This window comes from Falsiroseomonas oleicola (assembly GCF_019029495.1).
GTDB classification, from domain to species: domain Bacteria; phylum Pseudomonadota; class Alphaproteobacteria; order Acetobacterales; family Acetobacteraceae; genus Falsiroseomonas; species Falsiroseomonas oleicola.
Genome location: NZ_JAERQM010000001.1, coordinates 804,503 through 826,772 on the forward strand (window position 1 = coordinate 804,503; position 22,270 = coordinate 826,772).

The following is a 22,270-nucleotide window of genomic DNA, read 5'->3' on the forward strand; positions in this document are numbered from 1 at the left end:
TCAGTCCGTAAGTTCGAGGACGGCGTCCGCGGCGAAGGCGCCCTGGCCCGCGGGCAGCACCAGCAGCGGGTTGATTTCGGCCGAGGCCAGGCGCGGTCCCGCCGCCGCGCCGAAGCGGGACAGCGCCACCAGCGCCTGCGCGAGTGCGGGAAGATCCGCCTTGGGTTTGCCGCGTGCGCCATCCAGCAGCGGGAAGCCGCGCAGGGATCGGATCATGGCCTCCGCCTGCGCTGGATCGACGGGGCAGCGGCGGAAGGCGACATCGGCAAAAATCTCGATGAAGACGCCGCCGAGGCCCACCATCGCCATCGGCCCGAAGACCGGGTCCCGCACCACGCCGAGCGCGATTTCAGTGCCGCCCACCACCTGCTTGGCGATCAGCACGCCGTCGATGCGGGCGCCGGGCGCATGGGCGCGGGCGCGCTGCTTCAGCAGCGCAAAACCCTCCCGCACCGCGCTGGCATGGGACAGGTTCAGCAGGACGCCGCCGATCTCGGATTTGTGCAGGATATCGGGCGACAGGATTTTCGCCACCACCGGATAGCCGATGGCCTCGGCGGCGTTCACCGCGTCCTCGACGCTCTGGCAGGCGGCTTCCGGCACCATGGGGATGCCGGCCTCCTCCAGGATGCGCTTGGCCTCGGCCTCGTTCGGCGAAGCGTCAGGCAGCGTGACCGCCGGCGGTGCCGCGGCAGGCGCCGAAGCTTCCGCAAAGGCTTCGCCGAAGCGGCCCATGGCGGCGAGCGCGACCACAGCTCGTGAAGGGTCCTCCATGCACAGGAAGCCATCCGCCTCCCATTCCCGCACCCGCTCGACCGGGGCGAGGATGGACAGGAGAAAAATGCGGTCGGGATGCGCGTCCAGCACCTTCTTCAACTCCGCCCGCAGGCGCGGCGCCATGGAGGGGCTGGCCCCCCATTGGGTGAAGAAGGCGATGACGCTGGCATAGCCGCCATCGGTGACCATGCTTTCGGCAAAGGCGCCGATCACGCTCATGTCGTTGAAGGCCTGCGCCGTGCAGTCCACCGGGTTCAGCGGCGAGGAGAAGGGCACCAGCTTCTTCAGTTTTTGCTGCGCCGCCTCCGGCATCGGCGGCATGGGCAGGCTCACGGCTTCCGCCGCGTCCGACATCAGCACGCCGGCGCCGCCCGAAATGGTCACCACGCCCAGCGAGTTGCGCTTCGGAAAAATACCGCGCTGGGCGACGTAGCAGACGTCCAGCAGTTCTTCCGTGGTCCGCGCGCGGTGCACACCGAATTCGGCCAGCACGGCATCCATCACCCGGTCGTCGCCGGCGATGGAGGCGGTGTGGGACTGCGCCGCCGCCTGGCCCAGCTTGCTGCGCCCCACCTTCATCATCACCACCGGCTTCTTCGCGGCCCGTGCTGCTTCCAGCGCGGCGATGAAGCGCGGGCCGTTCTGGATGCCCTCGGCATAGGCGGCGATGACCTGCACCTCCTCGCTTTCCGCCATCCAGCCGATGATGTCGGACAGGCCGAGGTCGGCCTCATTGCCCGTGGTCACCAGGACGGGGGTGGCGATGCCGCGATCACGCGCGGCGGCGAACAGATGGCTGCCATAGGCGCCGGACTGGCTGGCGATGCCGACGCCGCCCATGCCGCGCATGGCCTGGCGGGGCCAGCCATTCTCGAAGCTGGCGGAGAAGATCGGATAGTAGCCCAAGGTGGCGTTGAACATGCCGAGGCAGTTCGGCCCGAGCAGCCGCATGCCCGAAGGCCGCGCCGCCTCCAGCAGCCGCGCCTGCATGGCCGCACCCGCCTCTCCGGTCTCCGCGAATCCGGCGGTGAAGACGATGGCCGCGCCGCAGCCGCGCGCACCGAGATCGGCCACCGCCTGGATCGCCGCCTCCCCGGGAATCGCCACGATCGCGGCGTCGGGCGCCTGTGGCAGGGAAGCGACGCTGGCGAAGGCCGGCACCCCCTGTACCGTCGCCCGGTTCGGGTTCACCGGCATCAGCGCCCCGGAAAATCCCTGGGACAGCATATAGGCCAGTGGCCGCCCGCCGATGCGGGTGGCGTCGTCGGACGCACCGACCACGGCGACGGAACGCGGCCGCAACAGCCGATCGAGATCCCGGAATGCCAGTTCTGCCTCCCCTTTCGCGCCTGCACGCGGGGGGCCAAATTGCGGGAGGCGTCGAGCGGCGGCAAGCCCCGGCAGGCGCCGCCGGGCCGATCAGCCGATCAGCAGGCCGATCCCCACCAGCGCCAGCAGCAGCATCACAGCCGCGCCCAGCGCCGTCAGCAGATTGCTGCGCTGGCTCTTGCTGCCGCCATCCTCACTGTCCCAGCCGGAGGATATCACCTGGTAGTCCGGCCGCTCGGGCGTCTGGCCGACCCGTGCGGGCGCGTCCGCGAGCATGGTCGGAGAACGCAGGCCGAGCAGGGCTCGGGGTTGATCGGATTGCGGGGTTTCGCTGGCCATGGCGAAAGTATTCGCCAATCGGGAGATATTTTCCACCATCCAGTGGTCATCGGTCCATTTTTTTGCGACGTCCGGACACGTGAAGCAGGCTGAAAAATACCACCGCCGGCTGTCGATCCGAGCCTCATTCTCTCGTCAGAATATTCAGTCGCGCGATCGTTGCGCCAACGCACGCGCCGGGACGCCACCGTGGCGCGCACCATCCGGCACCGAATCGACCACCGCGGCGCCCAGCGCCACCACCGCCCCCACGCCCACCGCAACGCCCGGCTGCAGCACAGCACCGGCCGCGATCAGGGCGCGCGCACCGACGCGGGCCGCGCCGCAAAGGACGGCACCGGGGCCGATATGCGCCGCTTCCTCGACCACGCAGTCATGCTCGACGATGGCACCGGTGTTCACCAGGGCCAGCCGCGCCACCCGCGACTCGGGCCCCAGCACCGCGCGGGCCATGATCTGCACCCCCTCCTCCAGGATGGCGCTGGGGGAGATCAGGGCGCTGGGATGCAGCAGCGGCGGCAGCACGAAGCCCGCCGCCTCCGCCATCAGGCCGAGTCGCGCACGAGCCGCATTGTCGCCGATCGCCACGGCCAGTTCGGTCAGCCCCTCCGCCCGCAAGGCCGCCAGCGCGTCGGTGCCGCCGAGAATCGGGTAGCCCAGCACGGGCGCGCGCCCCGGCGCGTCATCCAGCAGCCCGGCCACGCTGCGGCCATTGGCCTGCAGCAGTTCGATCACCACCCGCGCATGGCCGCCGGCGCCGATCACCAGCACCGGCATGGCTCAGGCGCCGGGCGCCACCACCATGCAGGCACTACGGCCGCGCATCCGCTCGCAGGCCGCCTCGGCCGCATCGCGATCGGCGAGGCCGAGCACCCGGGCGCGGTAGAGCGTGGTGCGCCCCTGCGGCGCGGGCTGCACCAGCAGGCGTGTGCCCGTAGTGCCGACGCGTTCCCGCGCCTGGCCGGCGGCGGCACGCGCCAGGTTCTCGGAGGCGAAGGCCCCAACCTGGATCGACCAGCCGCCGCCGGTGGCGGGCGCGCCCGCCGAGGGGCGCGGCGCAGCCGGCAGGGTGCTGGCATGGGCCTGCGGGATCAGGGAAAAGCCGCGCGGTGCCGGGGAGGCCGCCAGGCCGGGCGGATCGACGCGAACGAACGGCAGGGAGGTGGGTGCGGCCGGGCTCAGCGCGGCCACGGTCTGGGCGGGGCGCGGCGCGGCGGCCGCCCTTACGGCCGGGGCGGCGGGCGGCGGCGCAATCATCGCCAGCGACTCGCTGCCGATGCTGCCGGGATCACCCGGGCTCACCACCGGCGCCATGCGCGTGACCGGGGCCGTCGCCGTCTGATAGCTCTCGAAGCTGGTGCCGAGGCTGCTGGCGGGCACCGCGCTGGCGGCGACGCCATCGCCCGGGCTGGCGATCGGCTCCATCCGGGTCTGGAAATCGCCGAGGCTGGCCACCGGCGCCATGGCGACGACGGTGCCCTGCGGCGCATAGGAAACGCCGGCGGCGGCGGCGTTGGACACCATGAAGCCGCCAGCGGAAGCCAGTTGCGTCGGCTGCGGCTGGCTGGTCGAGCCATCCGGAATCGGGTCCATCCGCACCACCGGACCCGGCGGCAGCGTCGCAACGCGGATGCCAGGGTCCACCGCGCGGCGCTGGTCGCGCAGCGCCAGCATGGTGGCGGTGTCACCGCGCCGTGGCCCGGCCGGGATGCTCAGCGGAATCTCAGCGGCAGCATAGACCTCCGGCGCCGCGCGGCGGTTCGGATGCGCGCCCTGGATCCGCGGCCCGATGCGGGCGACGTAGTTGCGGGTTTCCGCCGGCAGCCCGCGGCTGCCCCAAAGATAATCTTCCAGCCGCCGCGGGCCGGCATTGTAGGCGGCCAGGAAGGCCGGCGCGCCATACAGCTCATACATTTCCCGCAGATAGGCGGTGCCCGCCATCAGGCTGTCCCAGGGATGGTAGGGGTCGGAGCCGAGGTCGTATTTCGCCCGCAACTCGCGATAGGTGCCCGGCATCACCTGCATCAGGCCCATGGCCCCGACGCGGGAGGTGGCGGAGACACGGCCGCCGGATTCCTGGCGCATCACTTCCCGGATCCAGCGTTCCGGGATGTCGAAGCGTTGCGACGCCTGGGTGATGTAGGGACCCCAGGGGTCATGCGAGGGGCCGGGCGCGTCGTAGCTGGACGGCCGCGCCCATTGGGAATTGGAGACCGGGGCCTGCGTCACCGCCCGCTGGGTGGTGGTCTGGCCGCAGGCGGCGAGCATCCCGACCAGAAGGCAGGCCACCACGGGCCGCCCCCAGCGGTGACCGTCGCGCGCAGCGCTGAACCGGGTCATGCAGGCTCTCCGTCGGTTGCGGGTGCCGATCCCCGAGGCCTGCCCCCCCGGCCCGCACACCGCCCCCAAGCGATGCGCCGGCCCAGGCCAACCCCGACTTCCGTCCCGTTGTTCAAGTACGCTCGCAAGTCTCTGGGAAAGATGCCTAACCCATCGCCCCTGGCGGAAGCAAGGACGAGATCATGGCGAAGCCCGCCCCGATCACGCCATGGTGGTGTAACAAGATGAAATCCTTGGCCGGCCCCGGTCGCGCTACACTATCCGGACCACTTATGAGACCGGCCCTGTTTAAGACTGGCTGGCCCCGGCCGGCGAGCATTGCGTAAGGATGTTCTGACATGCGTCTGTCCCAGAGGTTGATCCCCGCCATTGCCGCGCTGGCCCTGGTCGCGGCCCTGCCCGGCTGCGCCCCGACCCAGACCGGCAGCACCGTCTCCGCCCGTTCGCTGGGCAGCGCCGCCCATGTTTCCTACGGCACCATCGTCGGCAGCCGCCCCGTGCAGGTCCAGGGCGGCACCGGGCTGGGCGCGGCCGGCGGCGCGGTGGCGGGCGGCATCGCCGGCAGCTTCATCGGCGGTGATGTCCGTTCCAACCTGCTGGCCGGACTTGGCGGCGCGCTGATCGGCGGCCTGGCTGGCGCCGCGGTGGAAGGCGGGCTGAGCAGCGGCACCGCCATCGAATTCGTGGTGCGGGAGGATCGCGGCGGCGACATCGCCGTGGTGCAGACCAATGAGGCCGGGCTCCAGGTCGGCGACCGCGTGGTCATCAGCCGTGGCGACCGCGTGCGCCTGTCCCGCGCCGCCGGTGGCCCGCCGCCGCCCGCCGCCTATGCCCCCCAGGGCTACAGCACGCCCCAGGGCTATGCACCCCAGGGCTATGGCGCCGCCGAGCAGGTGGCTCCCGGCAGCGGCAAGTAGGCCTGCGCACCATCTGGCCCGGCCGGTTCGGCCGGGCTATGAGCCGCGGCATGTCTGACCCTTCCACCGCGGCGATGCCGTCCTACCATGTCGATGCGGCAGACCCGCAGCGGCTGCGCAAGGCGATTGACGATGTGCGGCTCGGCGTCAGCCGCTGGCGCCTGGCCCTGACCCTCGCCTGGCTGGACATCCGCAACCGCTACCGCGGCTCCGTCCTCGGCCCCTTCTGGCTGACGCTGTCCACCGGCGCGATGCTGCTCGGGCTCGGCCTGCTGTATTCGACGCTGTTCAACATGTCGCTGCGCGAATACCTGCCGCATCTGGCGGTCAGCCTGGTGATCTGGAACGCCATCAGCCAGATGGTGAACGATGCGACGGCCAGCCTGACGGGGTCGGAGGGCATCATCCGGCAGATGCCCCTGCCCTACACCGTGCACGCGCTGCGCTGCGTGATGCGCAACGGCATCATCGCCGCGCACAACTTCCCGCTGATCCTGGTGATCTTCCTGATCTGCGGCCACCTGCCGGGGCCGGAGGCGTTGCTGGCCATCCCGGGCTTCGTGCTGATCGCCATCAATTCGATCGCCGCAGCGCTGTTCCTCGGCATGCTCTGCGCCCGCTTCCGGGACATCGGCCCGATCGTCGGCAGCATCATGCAGCTCGCCTTCTTCCTGACGCCGATCCTGTGGAAGCCGCGCCTGCTGGGGCATTGGGAGGCCTGGATGCCCTTCAATCCCTTCTACGCGATCCTGGAGACGGTGCGCGGCCCGCTGGTGGAAGGCGGCGGCCCGCCGCTCGCCTGGGTGGCAGCGATTGTATATACCTTGCTGACGGTCGTGGTGGCGGCGGTGTTCTTCGTGCGCTTCCGTGGCCGTGTGGCCTTCTGGGTGTAGCGCATGGCCCTGATCGAAGCCCGCGGGCTCTGCCTCGACTTCCCCTATTACCATATCGGCGCGCGGTCGCTGAAGAAGCGGCTGATGGGCAAGTCCCGGCTGCACACCGACCCGTCGAACCGGATCGTCGTCACCGCCTTGCGGAACCTCGATTTCCGCATCGGCAAGGGCGAGAGGGTGGCATTGGTGGGACCCAATGGCGCGGGCAAGACGACGCTGCTGCGCACCCTGGCCGGGGTCTATGAGCCGGTCGCCGGCAGCCTGACCGTACAGGGCCAGATCGGCGCGCTGATCGATGTCGCCGCCGGCATGGACACCGAATCGACGGGTCGCGAAAACGTCCGCCTGCGTGGGTTGTATCGCGGCCTGACGGATGCCGAATCCGACCGGCTGGCGGAGGAGGTGGCGGCCTTCGCCGGACTCGGCGACTTCTTCGACGTGCCGATCCGCACCTATTCCGCCGGCATGGGCGTGCGCCTGGCCTTCGCCCTGGCCACCGCCATGCAGCCGCAGGTGCTGCTGATGGATGAGTGGTTCCTGGCCGGCGACGCCGCCTTCATGGCCAAGGCGGAGGAACGACTCGCCCGGCTGGTCGGCGGGGCCGATATCATGGTGGTCGCCACCCATGATTTCAGCGTGGTCCGGCGCTGGTGCAACCGCGCCATCCGCCTGGAAGGCGGCCTGATCCTGGCCGATGGGCCGGTCGAGGACGTGCTTCGGGGCATGGAAGCGGCCGCGTGAGCGGCACGCCGCCCCTGTTCTGCATCGCCGACCAAAGCCTGCGCGACTTCGTCGGGCATCATTTCTCCTACGACCAGGCCGTGGCGGAAGCCGCCCGCGCCGCGGGCTTCACGCCGCTGGTGCTCGGCCATCGCGACCTGCCGGCCGATGTCGCCTGCCAGGCCGATGCCGTGCCGGCCTTCCGCGACGATATCTGGGCGCAGCGCCAGGGCGTGGGCCCGCTGCGCCGCCGGCGCGACGACCTGTTCCGCAACCGCCGCTTCGCCGAGGATCTGCGGGCCGCGCTGCCAAAGGACCTGCCGGCGGGTTCCATCCTGCTGGCGCATATGCTGACGCGGCGCCAACTGCTCGGGCTGGCCGAGGTGGTGGACGCGCTGCCGCGGCATGTCACGATTGTCGCACTGCTGCGCTACCAGACCGAATTCTACGACGACGACCTGAGCAGACGCGCCTTCGCCCGCCTGCGCCGTGCCGTGGGCGCCGGGGCGAGGCTGCGGCTCGCCTCGGACAGCGCCCGGCTGGCGCGGCGCATCGGCCGGCTCGCCGGCCTGCCGGTGGAGGTGCTGCCGATCCCGCACACGCCGCCGGAACTGCCCCGCCCGGCCCCGGCGGAGGGCCGGGCGCTGCATCTGGTCAGCCTGGGCAATGCCCGCGACGAGAAGGGTTTTTTCGAAATTCTCGACGCCATCCGGCGGCTGCGATCCGAGCCCGGCGGGCTGGCGGGCCTGCGCTTCACGCTTCAGGCGAATGACGCCGCGCCCGCTTTGGCCGCCGCCATCGACGACCTCGCCATGGACCTGCCGGAGGAGGTGCGGCTGCTGCGCCGCGCCCTCTCGCCGCAGGCCTATACGCGGCTGCTGGCCGAGTCCGACATCCTGCTGCTGCCCTATTGGCGGGAGATCTATGAGGCGCGGACCTCCGGCGTGCTGCCGGAGGCGCTGGGCGGCGGCCGGCCGGTGATCTGCACCGCCGGCACCTGGATGGCCGACGAGCTGGCGCTGCACGGCGCCGGCATATTGGTGGCGGATCACGACCCGGCCGGGCTGGCCCGCGCCATCCGCCTCGCGCGGCAATCCTGGACGCGGCTGGCCGCCGGGGCGGAAGCCGGGCGGGCGCTGTGCCTGGCGCGGCACGGCGGCGACGCCTTCATGCGCGCGCTGGTGGCCCCACCGCCGCCGCCCTTGCCGGCGGAGCCGCCGCGCCGCGTGCAGATCCTGTATCCCTGGCCGGATTTCCTGGACCGCGCCGCCGGCGCCAGCCTGCGCAGCAACCTGATGGCGGAGGTGGTGGCGCCGCATGTGGAGGAGGTGTGTGTCATGCAGGACGGCGCCGCCCCGACCACGCGGCGCGGCAATATCCTGGTGGAATCGCTTCATGAACGGCGGCTGATCCGCCTGGCAAAGTCGCTCGGTTGGCGCGCCCTCCGCCTGCTGGCGCGGCCGCTGAGCGGCGCGGCGCACCGGGAGGAGGTGCTGTTCCCCTGGCTGCATCTGCAAAGACTTGCCGACCCCTTCTTCCGCCGCCGCATGGAACGGCAGATCGGCAATGCCGATGCGGTGCTGCTGGAATACGGCTTCTGGGCCGGGCCGGTGCTGCGCATCTGCGAAAGGCTCGGCGTGCCCTGCGTGCTGACCGCGCATGACGTGATCGAGGACCGCGTGCCGGGCTCCGCCCTGCTGCGCCGCCTGACCGGATGGCTGGAGACGCGGGCGCTGCGCCGGGCCAGCCATGTCGTGGCGGTGACACCGGGCGATGCCGCACGCTTCGCCGCGCTCGGCGTCACCGCACGGGTGGTGCCGAACCCGGTGGATGTCGCCGCCATGTCCCGCCCTTTGCCCGCCCCACCGCGCCGGATGCTGGAACGGCTGGGCATCGAGCTGGCGGACCGCGACATCTGCCTTTTCGTCGGCAGCCGCCACGCCCCCAATATCGCCGCCGTCGCCACGCTGCGCGACTTGGCCGCGCGCCTGCAGGCCGGGATGGGGCCGGCCGCGCCGCTCATCGTCATCGCCGGCAGCGCCGCGGCGGAGGAGGAAGCGCCCGGCTTCATCGCCCTCGGCCGCGTACATGCAATGGCCCTGGCCGCCCTGTATCAGGCCGCGCGCCTGGCCCTGGTGCCGCTGCCGGAGGGAACGGGATCGTCCCTGAAGACGCTGGAAGCCATGGCCGCCGGCCTGCCCGTTCTCGGCACCAGCGTGGCCTTTCGCGGCCTCGCTGTGACGGATGGCGCGCAGGCGGCGGTGGAGGATGACCTCGGCCGCTGGTCGGCGCGGCTGCCGGCGCTGCTGGCCGATCCCGACCTTCTGGCGCGCATCGCCGCGGGGGGCCGGGCGCTGGCCGCGAACTATGACCATCGCCGGGTGATGGCGGCCTATCTGCCGCTGCTCGGCATTCCGGAGGATTCGGAAGCCAGTCAGGCCCTGCCGCGCCTGATGGCCGACGATCCGCGCCTGGCCCCGCCAGCCCCTGCCCGGCCGCGCCTGCCGGCCTTCAGCGGCGGGACACTGCCGGTGGGGTGAGGGCCGGTGGGGTGCGGCTGTTCAGCCGACGCTCCACGACCACCAATGCTGTTCGTACCGGTTGTCGTTGAAGACCTGGAAGGGTGCCGCCGCCAGGCCGAGTCGCGCCCGCTGCCTCTCCCCCTGCGCCTGGGCGGCGCGAAGCTGGCTGAGGCCCCAGACGCGGCGCGGAATGCCGCTGCCGGGGCGGCGCACATCGTCGGGCACCTCCTCGAAGCCACGGATCAGCGCCAAAGCGCGGCGCGCCTCCTGCCAGGCGATGGCGGCCGCTTCCGGCCGGTCCTCCCGCCGCAGCAGATGCTCGGACAGGGCGGCGGCCAGGTCGAAATCGGTGGAGAGATGGCCGCAATAGGATTTGCGGTAGCCGAAGCAGTCCCGCAGCAGCGCCATCGCTTCCTCCGGCGCGCGTTGCCCGAAGGCGTAGTCCATGCCCGCTGCGCTGCGCCACAGATACCAGGCGCGCAGATCCTCGATCTCCGCGCGCGGATGCTGCGTGGTGCGTTCCTCGGGGTAGTTGTTGAAGATGCCGAGCGGGGCGGGGATGTGGATGCTGCGGATATGCGGCATCACCCGGTTCTTGAACTCCGTGTCCCCCGCCGCCCGGAAACCCTCGTCGTAATAGCCGAAGCGGTCATGGATCGAACGGCGATACAGCGCGCCCACCCAGGACAGGTAGCAGGTCTCCAGATAGACCAGGTCCTGCCGGTAGCCGGTGCGGTCATAGACCATGATGTCGTTGTCGTAGACGCCGTGGCGGTCGACATTGGTGACGATGCTGTCGGCCATCGCCCAGTCGGCGCTGGCATCGGCGTCCAGCGCCTCCGCCAGTTGTCGCAGCGCATCGGGATGCAGCCCCTCATCAGCGCCGAGGAAGGCGAGGTAGGGGGCGCGGGCCAGCTTGATGCCGCGGTTCCAGGCGGCCTGGATGGTCTCCCGCTCCGCCGAGCGGGCGAAGCAGATCGGCAGGTCGGGATGCGCGGCGGCGAAGGCGGCGAAGGCGCCCTGCTCATCGGCCGGGGAGTTGCTGTCCACCAGCACCACCTCCAGCCGTCCCTGCTGGGCCAGGGTCTGCCGCGCCAGCATGCCCAGCAGCGTCGGCAGCTTGTCGGCGGCATTGTAGAGCGAGGCGATGACGCAGGCGCGCGGCGCGGCGCCCGGGTCGCGGCGGTCGTCCAGCACGGCCAAAGGCAGGTCGGGCTTGCTGCGGTTGCGGGCATAGGCGCCGCGCATCAGGTCGAGGCTGCGTTCCGGCCCTTCCGGCGTGCCGTCGAACATCGCCTCCGCCACCAGGGCCTCCTGCGCGAAGTTGTGTTCGCGCAGGGTGCTGGCGATGAAGGGCAGGTCGCCGCGCGCATCGGCGCCGACCCAGCGCAGCGTGCGCAGCAGATAGGTGGCGGCGGTCAGCGGATTGCCGAGCCGGCGTTCCAGCCGCGCCATTTCCCGGAACAGCGGAACCCGGTCCGCGCGATGCGTGTCGATGGCGCGGGTCAGCCGGCGCAGCTTCGCCGCCACCTCCTCCGCCCGGCGTTCCGGCATGGCGTGCAATTCGGCCAGCAGCGGCGGCAGGTGCGACAAGGCGCGGATCTGGTCGTAGCCCTGGTCCGTGACGCCGGCGCGTCGCTGGATCGCCGCATCGACCTGGCTTGTCAGGGTGGCGCGGCGGGAATGGCCGGGCGGCGTGGCCAGCACGGCGCGCAGCCCACCGGCCACGCCCAGCGCTTCCGTGCGCGCACGATCTGGCAGCAGGCGCCAGGCACGGCGCAGCGCAGGCTTCACCGGCACCACCCGATGCACGGCGCGGGCGCCGGAGAGCAGCGCCGCGCGCCCCTGGGCCAGCCGCGCCTCCGCCGTCTGGCGCAGCCCGCTGGGCGGGTCCATCAGCGCCGCGGAAAGCTGCGCGACGATCTCGATGGCGGTCTGCTGCGCCTGCACATCGGCGGCGCCCCGCGGCAGATGCAGCCGGTCCAGGCCCGACAGGTCCGGCACCAGCGCGGCGCGGTGCAGCGCCTCCGCCACCCGTGCCCGGTGGCCGTCATAATCGGCCAGCACCTCCGCCGCGCGGGCGGCGGCGGCACGCGAACAGTCGATGCCGGTGACCAGCCATGCCAGCTCGGGCACCCTCGCCCGCAGCCAGGCGGCCATGCCGGCGCGGTCGGAGAGCAGCACCGGGCAGCCCTGGCACAGCGCTTCCAGCGCCGTCAGGTTGAAGGTGTCGTGGCGGGAGGGCAGCAGCAGCAGGCTGCGCCCGGCGAGAAGCGCCCGCACCGCGGCCGCATCCTGCCCGCCCGGCATCTCCAGCCGCTCGGCAAGCCCACGCCGCGCGGCGGCGGCACGCAGCAGCGCCTCGGACCCCTGGCGCAGGCGGTTCGGGCCTTCCGGGCCGATCAGCAGCAGCCGGCCATAGCTCGCGGGGTCGAGGCCCCAGGCGGCATCAAGGAACAGGTCGGGACCCTTCCACTTCTCCCGCCGCCCGATGAAGATCAGGTCCGGCGCGCCTCTGGACCGGCTGGCCGGGCGCGGCGCCGGGGCGCCGGTGATGACCAGCGGATCGAGCAGGTTCACCGCGGCCGGGATGCGGCGCTGCCAGGCCTCCGCATAGCTTTCGCTGATGGCGTAGCGCGCATCGGCGGCGCGGAACTGCAGATGCTCCCGCAGCCGCAGCTCGGCCAGGATGCGGCCCTCGTCCTGGCCGGTCGGCCAGCCACCGCGGAAGGCGTCGGAGAGCGTGCCATGCAGTGACAGCACCACGCGGCCGACATGGCATTGCTCGGCGGCCAGAGCGAGGCGGATGAAGGGCCCGAGCTGGGTGTAGTCCGGCACATCCACCACGTCGAAATCGACACGGCCGCAGGCCAGCGCGACCGAGCGCGCCATGTTGCGCGCGATGCGCCAGACCCAGAGGAAATGGTGCAGCGATTCCGGTGCCTCATGCGGCAGCGCGATCAGCGGCTCGACCAGCGGGATGGCGGTGGCATTGGCCGGGCGCGGCGCCTCCGCCGCCTCCTCGCGCCGGAAATAGAACCACTTGTCCTGGGGGCGGTGCTCCATCATCCGCCGGAACACGGATTGGCCACCGCCCACCTGTCCGAACAGGTCGGAGTCCAGGATGAGGATGCGGCGGCCGGGGCGATCGGCGGTCTCGGCGGCCGACATGGCTCAACCTCTCAGGATGGTGGCGCCGAGCGTGTCGAGCCCGACCGGGATCAGCGCGTGGTCGGCCATGCGGGCGCGGAAACCGGGCTGGCGGTCGGGCGGCACCAGCATCAGCAGGAAGCCGCCGGCACCGGCGCCGCAGAGCTTGCCGCCCAGCGCGCCGGCCGCGCGTGCCTTGTCGTACAGCGCGTCGATCTCCGGGCTGGAGACCTTGGAGGAGAGGCGCTTCTTCGTCTCCCACCCCTCATGCAGCATGGCGCCGAACTCCGTCAGCATCGCCGGCGCATCCCTGCCTTCCAGCACCGTCTGCGCCTGGTCGACCAGGGCGAGCAGATGCGACAGGTCCTTGTCGGAGGCACCGGACTTCGTCTTCGCCATCTGCTCGTCCAGCGTGGCGGAGGCGAAGCGGGTCATGCCGGTGTAGACCAGGAACAGCGAGGTGGTCAGCGCCGCCTGGCAATCGGCCGTCATCTGGATCGGGCTGATGCGGGTGCGGCCGCCCTCGAAATCGAAGCGGTTGAGGCCGCCGAAGGCCGCATGGTGCTGGTCCTGCACGCCGCAATTCTCATGCAGCAGGCCGCGCTCGACATGCACCGCCTCCCGCGCCAGGTCCATCTTGGTGGCGCCACGGCCCAGCAGTTCGAAGAGCAGGTTCACGAAGCCGACGGTGAAGCTGGACGAGGAGCCTAGGCCGCTGCGCGCCGGCAGGTCCGCCATGATGGAGATGTCGAGCGGCGCGCCATAGCCGTAGTGGCGAATCGCTTCCCGCACCACCGGATGCTCGATGGCGTCGAGTTCCGTCACCTGCTCCATCTTCGAGTAGGAGATGCGGTAGCGGTAGTCGAGGATATTGGTCAGCCGCAGCGCCGCGACATAGACATACTGGTCGATCGCCATGCCGAGCACGGCGCCGCGCGACCGCGCAAAATATTCGGGATAGTCGGTGCCGCCACCGAAGAAGGACACACGCAGCGGCGTGCGGGAGACGGTCATCATCGGGGGGACGTCTCTGCCTTATGCGTCGCGAGGATCTGCGCGACGCCCTGTTCCACGCTCAGCTTTGGCTGCCAGCCGGTCTTCGCCAGGAAGCGGCTGGAATCGAGACTCTTGTAGCCGGCGCCCTGGAAGGAGCCCGGCGGGCTGACGATGCGCGCATCCCAGCGCAGCGCGGCCAGGATGGCGCGGGCGCATTCACCGATCTCGACCGGCGCATTCGGCGTCACGTTCAGCACGCAATCGGTGAAGGCGCCGTCGGCGGCGATGATGGCGTCGATCTGGTCATGCACATGCAGAAGGTCGCGCACCGTGCGCGGGTTCCCCCAGACCTCGAATTCCATCGCGCCAGAGGCGTGTGTGCGGATCGCGCGGTCGATCATCGCGGCCATGAAATGCGCGCGGTTGTCCTCGGTATGGGCATGCGGGCCATAGACGGTGGCGAGCACGCAATGCAGCCAGTTCATCCCGTACTGCTTGCCGAAGACCTCGCAGCCGGTGGCCAGCAATTCCTTCGCCAGCGCATAGCCCTGCACGGAAGGATGCGGCCGGCCGATGCCGAATTCGTCTTCCGGCGTCGCATGGTCGGTCTCGGCATAGGTGCAGGAGGAGCCGAGGGAAACCAGCTTGGCCTGCGGCTGATGCGCCCGCCAGGCATCCAGCACGTTCAGATGGATACGGGCATTGTCGCGCAGCAATTCGCCCTGGATGCCGAACTGGATCTGCCCGGTGCGCTGTTTTGTCACCGCATGGAAGATGCGGCCCGCCTTTGGCGCGGCGCGAAAGATGGCATCGACGGTTGCGGCATCGGTCAGGTCGCCGGCGGCGCGGCCGATGGCATGCACCGGCCAGCCTTCGGCCTGCCAACGCTCCACGAGGTTGCGCCCCAGAAAACCGTCGGCGCCGAGGATGATGGTGGGGCTATCGGCGTAGGGCATCGCGATACCAGGCAAGGGTTGCGGCCATGCCGTCATCCAGCGTGCGGAAGCGGGCGAGGCCCGGCAGAAGCTGGCGCAGCTTTGTGGCCGTGGCGCGGCGCACCTTCACGCCGCGATTGCCGGCGGCCGGCGGCGAGGTCAGCCTGATCGGGCGCTGCCGGCCCGCCGCGCGCATGGCGCATTCGGCCAGGTCGCGGACCGTGCGGGTTTCCCCATAGGCGAGGTTCACCGCATCGGTGACGCCGCGCAGCTTCAGCGATTCGACAAAGGCCAGGGCGGCGTCGCCGGCATAGATGAAGTCGCGCTCGGCATCGGGGTCGCCGCGCACCTCGAATTCCGGGGCGTCGCCGGCGGCGCGGATGACGAAGGCAGTGGCGACATGCGCCTCCGCCTCATCCAGCGTGTCATGCGGACCGTAGGGATTGGTCAGGCGGAAGCTGATGGTGTGGATGCCGGCGCGGCGGCGCCACAACTCGCCGGTGATCTCGCCCCAGCGCTTCGACCAGGCATAGGCGGCCTCGCCATCATGCGGCCAGTCGTTCAGGTCGAGCGGCAGCGAATCGTCCTGCACGGCCCAGCTCGCCGGATAAACGGCGGAGGAGGAGGCGACGCGGATCTCGGAAATGCCGCGCGCCATGGCGAAGCCGTAGACCTGCTCCGTCATCGCCAGGTTGGCACTGAGGATGGCTTCCTGCTGCTTGCCAAACTGGGAGGCGTAGTAGCGGAAGGCCGCGACATGGATGATCGCGGTGCCTTCCGGCAACGCAGGCAAGCCATCCACCGCCGCGGCCGCCACAGTCATCGTGCAGCCTGGCACCGGGGTGCCGGAGGCCGTCACGCCGATCACCATCGGCACCTGGCCGGCCAGCGCATCGACCACGTTGCGCCCGATGAAGCCGCTGGCGCCCCAGACGAGAACCGCGGGCGGCAGGGTCACGCGGACTCCTTTCCGTAAGCATGCACCTTCGGAATCGGCACCACGAGTTCGCCGCCACCGGCAAGGTACTCGCGCTCCTTCACCAGGAACTCACTGATGAAATTCCAGGCGAGGACGAGGTAGGCATCCGGCCGCGCGCCTTCCTCCGCCTCGATCGGAATGCGCACGCCGGGGATGGCGAGGCCGACCTTCATCGGGTTCTTCTCGACCGCCTTCTGCACCAGATCCGGCCCGATGCCGAAGCTGTTCAGCAGCGTCGCGCCCTTGGCCGGCGCACCATAGGCCCAGACCGATTTGCCCGAATTCTTGTAGCCTTCGAGCAGCGCCACCAGGCGCTTGCGCAGGTCCAGCACGTTGTCGGCGAATTGGCGGTAGGTCTCGATCTCACCAAAGCCCTTGCGAACTTCTTCCGCCTGCATGGCGCGCACGCTGTCGCCCACCGGGCGCACGCCCTTGCGCGTCACATGGGCCTCGATGGAGCCGCCATGGATGTCGACGAGGCTGGCCTCGAAAACCTCCAGCCCATGCTGCTCCAGCAGGGCCGAGAGCGACTTCAGCGTGTAGTAGCAAAGATGCTCGTGATAGACCTGATCGAAGGCGGTATTTTCCACCATGCCGCCGAGATAGATCGCCTGCACCACGAAGACGCCGTCATCCGACAGCAGGCTGGCGATGCCTTCGACGACGCTGTGCAGTTCCTCGAGATGAAAAAACACGCCGGCGGCGGTGATGACCTTGGCGGGGCCGTGCTCCTTGCGGATATCGGCGCAGCATTCGGCGTTGAAGAAGCGGTGCCAGGTCGGCACACCGGCCTCCTGCGCCAGCTTCGCCACATTGCCGGCGGCTTCCACGCCCAGCACGCGGGCGCCGCTGAAGGCCCATTGCTTCAGCCAGGTGCCGTCATTGCTGCCGATATCGACCACGAGGTCGCCGGCCTTCACACCATAGGCGGCGGCGATGCGCTGGCTGGTCGCCAGGAAATGCGCCGGCAGCGTCTTGGTGGTGCCGGAGACGTAGGGGTAGTCGGTGAACATCGATTCCTTGGGAATCGTATGGTCGATCTGCACCATGCTGCAGTCGCGGCAGAAGCCGACGCGCAGCGGGTAATGCGGCTCCACCCCCGGGGCGAGGTCCGGGCGCACGAGACGATTGCAATGCGGCTGGTCGCCCAGATCGATCACCAGCTCCACGCGATGCCCGCCGCAACAGCGGCAGGTCATGTCGAGCATCACGCCGGGCGGCGGCACAACCATGCGGGATTTCACCTCAGACATTGGCGAAGCGCCCGTTGCGCAGCATGCGGTAGCCCTTGATGAGTTCCTGGATGCCCTTGTCCAGCCCGTGGTCCGGCGCCCAGCCGGTCGCTTCCAGCTTGTCGTTGGAGACGACGTAGTCGCGCTTGTCGGGGTCCTCCCCCACCGGCGCTTCCAGCCAGACGAAGCCCGGCACATGCTTGGCGATGCGGTCGCAGAGCTGCGCCTTGGACAGGTTGGCCTCCGACAGGCCGACATTATAGGCCTGCTGGCGCATGGTGCCGACATTGTCGATGCCGTGCAGGAAGGCCTTCACCACGTCGCGGATATGGATGTAGTTACGGCGGAAATGCGCCTCGAACAGCACCACGGCCCGGTCGTTCACCGCGCGCCAGGTGAAGTCGTTCACCAGAAGGTCGAGCCGCATGCGCGGCGCCATGCCGAAGACGGTGGCGAGGCGGAAGGACAGCGAATTGGGGTGCGACAGCACCGCCTCCTCCGCATCCACCTTGGTGCGGCCATAGAGCGAGACCGGGCGCAGCGGAGTCTCCTCCGTGCAGAAGGCATTGCCCACCCCCACGCCATAGCCGGAATTGGTGGTGGGATAGGCGATCAGCTGGTTCGGGCTGGCGCGCTTCACCAGGTCCCGCACCGCGTCGCGGTTCAGCGTGCTGGCGCCGATTTCGTCGCGCGCGCAGAGCGGCGCGCCGACCAGCGCGGCGAGCGGAATGGCGATATCGGCCTCGCGCAGCAGCGGCTCCACCACCCGCATGTCGCGGCAGTCGCCGCGCACCGGGTTGAAATTCGGATCGGCGCAGGAATGGGCCAGGAAGGGCTCGCCGGCGGCGAAGGTGTCCAGCACGGTCACCTGCCAGCCGCGGGCGAGAAGCGCCGGAACCAGCATGGACCCAATATAGCCGGCCCCGCCGGTGACGAGCACGCGCATGAATTTGTTTCCCTCGGGTAACCGGTAGCTCTGCCGCGTATAGAGTCTGGCGTCGCCAGGGGCAACCTGGAGTGCCATATCAAGGCGCGGCCAGAAGCGCCTGTAGCAGCGCGTCCGGGTTGTGTTTCGCGCGCCAGGCGGGTGCCTCCCGCCGGGCGGTCGCGGTCAGTTCGGACAGCCGGTCCAGCGCCGCGGCCAGGCTGGCCCCGGGGGCGGCGCCGGGGGGGATGAACACCGCGCGCTGCGGTCCCGCCGCCTGCGCCATCCAGCAGCCATCCGGCACCACGGCCGGCAGGCCGAGCGCCAGCGCCTCGGCCAATATGCCGCTGCTGCGGGCGCCATAGGTGGCACCGTCATAGGGCAGCAGCAGCAGGTCGGCCGCGGCCATCAGGGCGGTGTAGTCCGCCGGTTCCAGCGCCTGCTCCACCAGGGTCACGTCGCCCCGCGCCCGCAACTGACGCTGCGCGCGCTGCACCAGCGGATCGGCCTCCGCCCCCACCGGCCCGGACTGCACGGTGAAGCGCGCCCGGCCGGCCACCGCGGCGATCGCCTCGGGCAGTTGCGCGAAGCCCTTCTCCGCCCGGGCACCGCCGGCAAAGACCACATGCGGCAGCTTGGGGATTGGCCGAAGCGCGGGCAGCGGCGGCATTTCCACCGGCAGCGGCACCGGCCGGACCTTCTGGCCGGACAGGGCGGCGAATTGCGCGGCCAGGGGTTCGGTATCGGCGAAAAGGCGCAGATCGACGCCGAAGCGGGCCTGAAGCCGGGCGAGCAGCGCCGCCAGGGGCTCCGGCGCCGGGTCATCGGCCTCCATCTCCGCCGGCATGCGGCGCAGCACCACCAGAAGGGTCACCGCCGGCAGGCCGGGCGTGGTGGCCAGGGCGTGCAGATTGGCGCCGGAGACGCTGTGCAGCAGCAGATGATCGCCCGGCCCGGCCCCGAGGCCGGCCAATGCCGCCGCCAGTTCCGCCCCCAGCGGATCGGTGGTCCGGCCCCGGCGCAGATGCCGGCGCAGCGCCCGCAGCGGCGGCGCCACCAGCCCTGCAAGGGGTGCCGGCAGCCGCGCCGCCAGGCCGAAGGCCAGCCGCCGGGCAGCACCGCCGCCGCCGGCGCTCTGGTACCGCGCGCCGAGGACCGCCTCAGCCGGGATGCGGCCCCGATCCGGTGCGCCGGAGTCCAGCACACCGGTGAAGCCGCGCCCCGCCAGCACCAGGGGCGCCAGCCCCGCATCCCGCGCCGCGCGGGCCACCGCCAGGCTGTAGGACAGGTGATGCCCCGCCGGCCCGTTCAACCCGGGATCGGCGATCACGAACCTCACGCCGGCAAGAGCCCCGCCAGGAAGGCGTCCAGGTCGCCGCCGGGGAACAGATGCCCGGGCAGGCCGCAGGCGGCGGCCGCGTCCAGGTCGGTCTGCTTGTCGCCGATCAGGAAGGAGCCTTCCGCCACCACGGGCCAGGCGGCGAGCAGGTCCTCGACCATGCCGGGCCTGGGCTTGCGGCGGCGGCAATCCAGCCGATAGGCCGCCAGCGGCGCCTCCGGATGGTTCGGGCAGTATTCGAAGGCGTCGACATGGGCGCCCGCGCCGGCCAGCACTCCGGCCATCCAGCCATGCATCACGCCGACCTGGCTTTCCGGGAACTTGCCCTTGGCCACGCCGGCCTGGTTGGTGACCACGAAGACGAACCAGCCGGCATCATTCGCCCGCTTCACCGCCGCCGCGGCACCCGGCATCCAGCGCACCTGGGCCGGGTCATGCGGCCAGCCGGTATCCTCGATCAGCACGCCGTCGCGGTCCAGGAACAGGGCGCGGCGGCGCGCCATGGCGGGGATCACGGTCTGCGCCGCGGCCAGATCCTCCGGGATGCCGATATCGATGAAATCGCCGTCATACAGCCCGCCGCGCAGCAGGCCCGCCTCCGCCAGCTTCGGAAAGACGTCGGATTCCAGGGAGACGGCGCCAGGGCCGATATGGTCCAGGATCGGCCTGCGCAGCCAGTAGATGCCGCCATTGATCTGCCCCGTGCGGTCCGGGCTGCGCGCCGCGAAGCCGGAAATACGGCCGTCCGCCGCCACATCCACCGTGCCATAGCGGGCGCCCGGCGCGGTGCGGCGCAGCGCCAGGGTGGCGAGCGCGTCGCCGGCATGCAGCGGCAGGTCCAGCAGGTTCACGTCGAAGCGGGTATCGCCGTTCAGCAGCAGGAATTCGTCGTCCAGCCGGTCGGCGAACAGCCGCAGCCCGCCGCCGGTGCCCAGCGGCTCCGGCTCCACCACCACCTCCACCCGGCTGCCGCGCACCATCCGGCCGTCGTAGCGGTCGCGGATGGTATGGCCGAGATAGCCGGCCATCAGGGTGATGCGGGGGATGCCGAAACGCGCCACCTCCTCCACCAGCCAGTCGAGGAAGGGGCGGCCCGCGACCTCCACCATCGGCTTCGGGATCGCATCGGTCAGCGCGCCGAGTCGCGTGCCGCGGCCGCCGACCAGGATGGCCGCCTGGCGCGGCAGCCCGTCACGCATCGGCGATGCGGGCTTCCACGGCGGCGCAGTAGCAATGATACAACGCCAGATGCACCTGCTGGATCGCCGGGGTGGAGCGGGAGGGAACCGCCAGCAGATGATCGGACACCGCCGCCATCTTGCCGCCCCCCTGCCCGGTCATGCCGATCGTCACCATGCCCAGCTTCCGCGCCGCCTCGAAGGCCAGCACCACATTCTCCGAATTGCCGGAGGTGGACAGGCCAAGGATGACACCGCCGGCCTCGCCATAGGCTTCCACCTGACGGGCGAAGACGGTGGCGTAGCTGTAGTCGTTGGACCAGGCGGTGAGCACCGCCGGGTTGGAGGACAGGCAGATCGCCTTCAGCGCCCGGCGTTCGCGCAGGAAGCGGCCCACCATCTCCCCCACGATATGCTGCGCATCGGCGGCGGAACCGCCATTGCCGCAGACCAGAAGCGGCTTCCCGGCGGCCAGGGCCGTGACCGTCGCGGCGACCGCCGCGTCCATCGTGGCATCCAGCCCCTGGGCACGGGTGCTGGCCAGCAGCGCCTCCGCCTCCGCAAGCCAGGCATCGAGCGTGATCATGTCGGGCAGGAACCTTCCGGGGTGGTCTATCCTGCCGAGCCTCCTAGCCCGGCCGCCAACGCCGGTCGAGCCTGGACGCCATGGGATCGCACGGCTAGACGAGAGGAAATTCAATCCGAGGTTGGAATGCGTGCCAGGATTCTCGACCTGATTCGCCGGGCCACAGGCACCACATCCCTGACCCGCCAGATCGAGTCGCTCGACGCCCGCCTGACCGCCCTGGCCGCAGCCCTGCCGGCGGCACCGCCGCCGCCAGCACCGGGCCTGACCGCGGCGGATCGCGACGCCATCCTGCACCAGATCAACTACACCAATCACAACCTGTATCTCCACCTGAAGGAGGCGATGCGGGTCCGGGAACTGGCGAACCGGGACCTGCTGCTGGCGATCGACCGGCTGGCCCATCTCCTGCCCAGCACACCCATGCTGTTCGAAGCGGAGCGGCCGGTGGCGGTCGACACCGACGATCATGTGTTTCCCTGGGGCGCCGCGCAGGACAATACGCGTTCCCCCCGTTTCGTCGCGGCCTGCGAGCGGCATTTCCCCGGCCGCGCCCTGACCTTCATGGATCTCGGCTGTTCCGGTGGCGGGCTGGTGCTGGATTTCATCCTGCGTGGCCATGCCGGTTATGGGGTGGAAGGCAGCGATGCGCCGCTGCGGGCACAGCGGGCCGAATGGCGCGTGCTGCGCAACAACCTGTTCACCGGGGACATCACCCGCCCCTTCACGCTGCGCCCGGCCGCCGGCGCAGCGCCCGTGGCCTGCGACGTGATCTCGGCCTGGGAGGTGATGGAGCACATCGCCGATGCGGACCTGCCCGGGCTCTTCGCCAATCTGCACGCGCATCTGGCGCCGGATGGCCTGTTCATCGGCTCCATCGCGCTGGGACCGGACGACAACCCCGTGACGGGCGCGCGCTATCATCGCACGGTGCAGCCGCAGGGCTGGTGGGAGGCACGCTTCGCCGAACTCGGCCTGCCCATGCTGCCGCAGCACGACTTCGCCTTCGAGGATTTCTGCCGCGGCACCAGCAATGGCCCGATCGATGAAAACTACCGCAGCAATCCGCATATCGGCTTCCACTTCGTCGCCCGCCGCGCCTGACACCACGGA

At 70.6% G+C, this 22,270-nt stretch carries 18 protein-coding genes; 5 read left to right on the plus strand and 13 right to left on the minus strand.

The window, feature by feature from the left end; all coding sequences use genetic code 11:
* The 4 genes from JJQ90_RS03770 to JJQ90_RS27430 all read right to left on the minus strand — a co-directional run bounded on the left by JJQ90_RS03770 (window position 1) and on the right by JJQ90_RS27430 (window position 4,785).
* On the minus strand, window positions 1-2,079 hold the full coding sequence (locus tag JJQ90_RS03770; protein ID WP_230410323.1) for an acetate--CoA ligase family protein: 2,079 nt from the start codon (window positions 2,077-2,079) through the stop codon (window positions 1-3).
* A gap of 117 nt (window positions 2,080-2,196) precedes the next feature.
* Window positions 2,197-2,382, minus strand: coding sequence for a hypothetical protein (locus tag JJQ90_RS03775; RefSeq protein ID WP_216873101.1), 186 nt, complete (start codon window positions 2,380-2,382; stop codon window positions 2,197-2,199).
* A 207-nt stretch (window positions 2,383-2,589) separates the two neighbouring features.
* Window positions 2,590-3,222 (minus strand): NeuD/PglB/VioB family sugar acetyltransferase, encoded by a 633-nt coding sequence (locus JJQ90_RS03780; RefSeq protein ID WP_216873102.1) that lies wholly within the window; start codon window positions 3,220-3,222, stop codon window positions 2,590-2,592.
* Window positions 3,223-3,225: 3 nt separating this feature from the next.
* Window positions 3,226-4,785, minus strand: a complete 1,560-nt coding sequence (locus JJQ90_RS27430) for a transglycosylase SLT domain-containing protein (RefSeq protein WP_216873103.1) — start codon at window positions 4,783-4,785, stop codon at window positions 3,226-3,228.
* Window positions 4,786-5,123: 338 nt separating this feature from the next.
* Between JJQ90_RS27430 and JJQ90_RS03790 the strand changes: the two genes are divergently transcribed.
* From JJQ90_RS03790 to JJQ90_RS03805, 4 genes are read left to right on the plus strand one after another with little or no spacing between them, the layout of a single operon-like run.
* Window positions 5,124-5,702 (plus strand): hypothetical protein, encoded by a 579-nt coding sequence (locus tag JJQ90_RS03790; protein ID WP_230410324.1) that lies wholly within the window; start codon window positions 5,124-5,126, stop codon window positions 5,700-5,702.
* 50 nt (window positions 5,703-5,752) lie between these two features.
* Window positions 5,753-6,595: an ABC transporter permease gene (locus JJQ90_RS03795; protein WP_216873104.1), complete on the plus strand. Its 843-nt coding sequence runs from the start codon at window positions 5,753-5,755 to the stop codon at window positions 6,593-6,595.
* A 3-nt stretch (window positions 6,596-6,598) separates the two neighbouring features.
* Window positions 6,599-7,336, plus strand: coding sequence for an ABC transporter ATP-binding protein (locus JJQ90_RS03800; protein WP_216873105.1), 738 nt, complete (start codon window positions 6,599-6,601; stop codon window positions 7,334-7,336).
* Entirely contained in the window at window positions 7,333-9,855 is a 2,523-nt protein-coding gene (locus JJQ90_RS03805) for a glycosyltransferase (protein ID WP_216873106.1), read from the plus strand. Before JJQ90_RS03800 ends, JJQ90_RS03805 begins: the two co-directional genes overlap by 4 nt.
* Before the next feature lie 21 nt (window positions 9,856-9,876).
* Here the strand turns inward: JJQ90_RS03805 and JJQ90_RS03810 are convergent, their stop codons facing one another.
* From JJQ90_RS03810 to JJQ90_RS03850, 9 genes are all read right to left on the minus strand, one after another.
* Complete coding sequence (locus JJQ90_RS03810; protein ID WP_216873107.1) at window positions 9,877-13,008, minus strand: glycosyltransferase; 3,132 nt, start codon at window positions 13,006-13,008, stop codon at window positions 9,877-9,879.
* 3 nt (window positions 13,009-13,011) lie between these two features.
* Complete coding sequence (locus JJQ90_RS03815; protein ID WP_216873108.1) at window positions 13,012-14,004, minus strand: GHMP family kinase ATP-binding protein; 993 nt, start codon at window positions 14,002-14,004, stop codon at window positions 13,012-13,014.
* Window positions 14,001-14,939, minus strand: coding sequence for an NAD-dependent epimerase/dehydratase family protein (locus JJQ90_RS03820; protein WP_216873109.1), 939 nt, complete (start codon window positions 14,937-14,939; stop codon window positions 14,001-14,003). The genes JJQ90_RS03815 and JJQ90_RS03820 overlap by 4 nt, the downstream gene beginning before the upstream one ends.
* Window positions 14,923-15,876 carry an NAD-dependent epimerase/dehydratase family protein gene (locus JJQ90_RS03825; RefSeq protein ID WP_216873110.1) on the minus strand — a complete coding sequence of 318 codons (954 nt, stop codon included), beginning with the start codon at window positions 15,874-15,876 and terminating at the stop codon, window positions 14,923-14,925. Before JJQ90_RS03825 ends, JJQ90_RS03820 begins: the two co-directional genes overlap by 17 nt.
* A complete protein-coding gene (locus JJQ90_RS03830) occupies window positions 15,873-17,150 on the minus strand; it encodes a class I SAM-dependent methyltransferase (protein WP_216873111.1) in 1,278 nt (425 codons plus the stop codon). The genes JJQ90_RS03825 and JJQ90_RS03830 overlap by 4 nt, the downstream gene beginning before the upstream one ends.
* Window positions 17,143-18,075: an NAD-dependent epimerase/dehydratase family protein gene (locus JJQ90_RS03835; protein WP_216873112.1), complete on the minus strand. Its 933-nt coding sequence runs from the start codon at window positions 18,073-18,075 to the stop codon at window positions 17,143-17,145. Before JJQ90_RS03835 ends, JJQ90_RS03830 begins: the two co-directional genes overlap by 8 nt.
* A 79-nt stretch (window positions 18,076-18,154) precedes the next feature.
* Entirely contained in the window at window positions 18,155-19,393 is a 1,239-nt protein-coding gene (locus tag JJQ90_RS27435; RefSeq protein ID WP_216873113.1) for a glycosyltransferase, read from the minus strand.
* Window positions 19,390-20,592 carry an HAD-IIIA family hydrolase gene (locus JJQ90_RS03845; RefSeq protein WP_216873114.1) on the minus strand — a complete coding sequence of 401 codons (1,203 nt, stop codon included), beginning with the start codon at window positions 20,590-20,592 and terminating at the stop codon, window positions 19,390-19,392. The genes JJQ90_RS27435 and JJQ90_RS03845 overlap by 4 nt, the downstream gene beginning before the upstream one ends.
* Complete coding sequence (locus JJQ90_RS03850; protein ID WP_216873115.1) at window positions 20,585-21,157, minus strand: D-sedoheptulose-7-phosphate isomerase; 573 nt, start codon at window positions 21,155-21,157, stop codon at window positions 20,585-20,587. The genes JJQ90_RS03845 and JJQ90_RS03850 overlap by 8 nt, the downstream gene beginning before the upstream one ends.
* 126 nt (window positions 21,158-21,283) lie before the next feature.
* Here JJQ90_RS03850 and JJQ90_RS03855 point away from each other — a divergent pair, with 126 nt between their 5' ends.
* A complete protein-coding gene (locus JJQ90_RS03855; protein ID WP_216873116.1) occupies window positions 21,284-22,261 on the plus strand; it encodes a methyltransferase domain-containing protein in 978 nt (325 codons plus the stop codon).
* Window positions 22,262-22,270 lie beyond the last annotated feature (9 nt).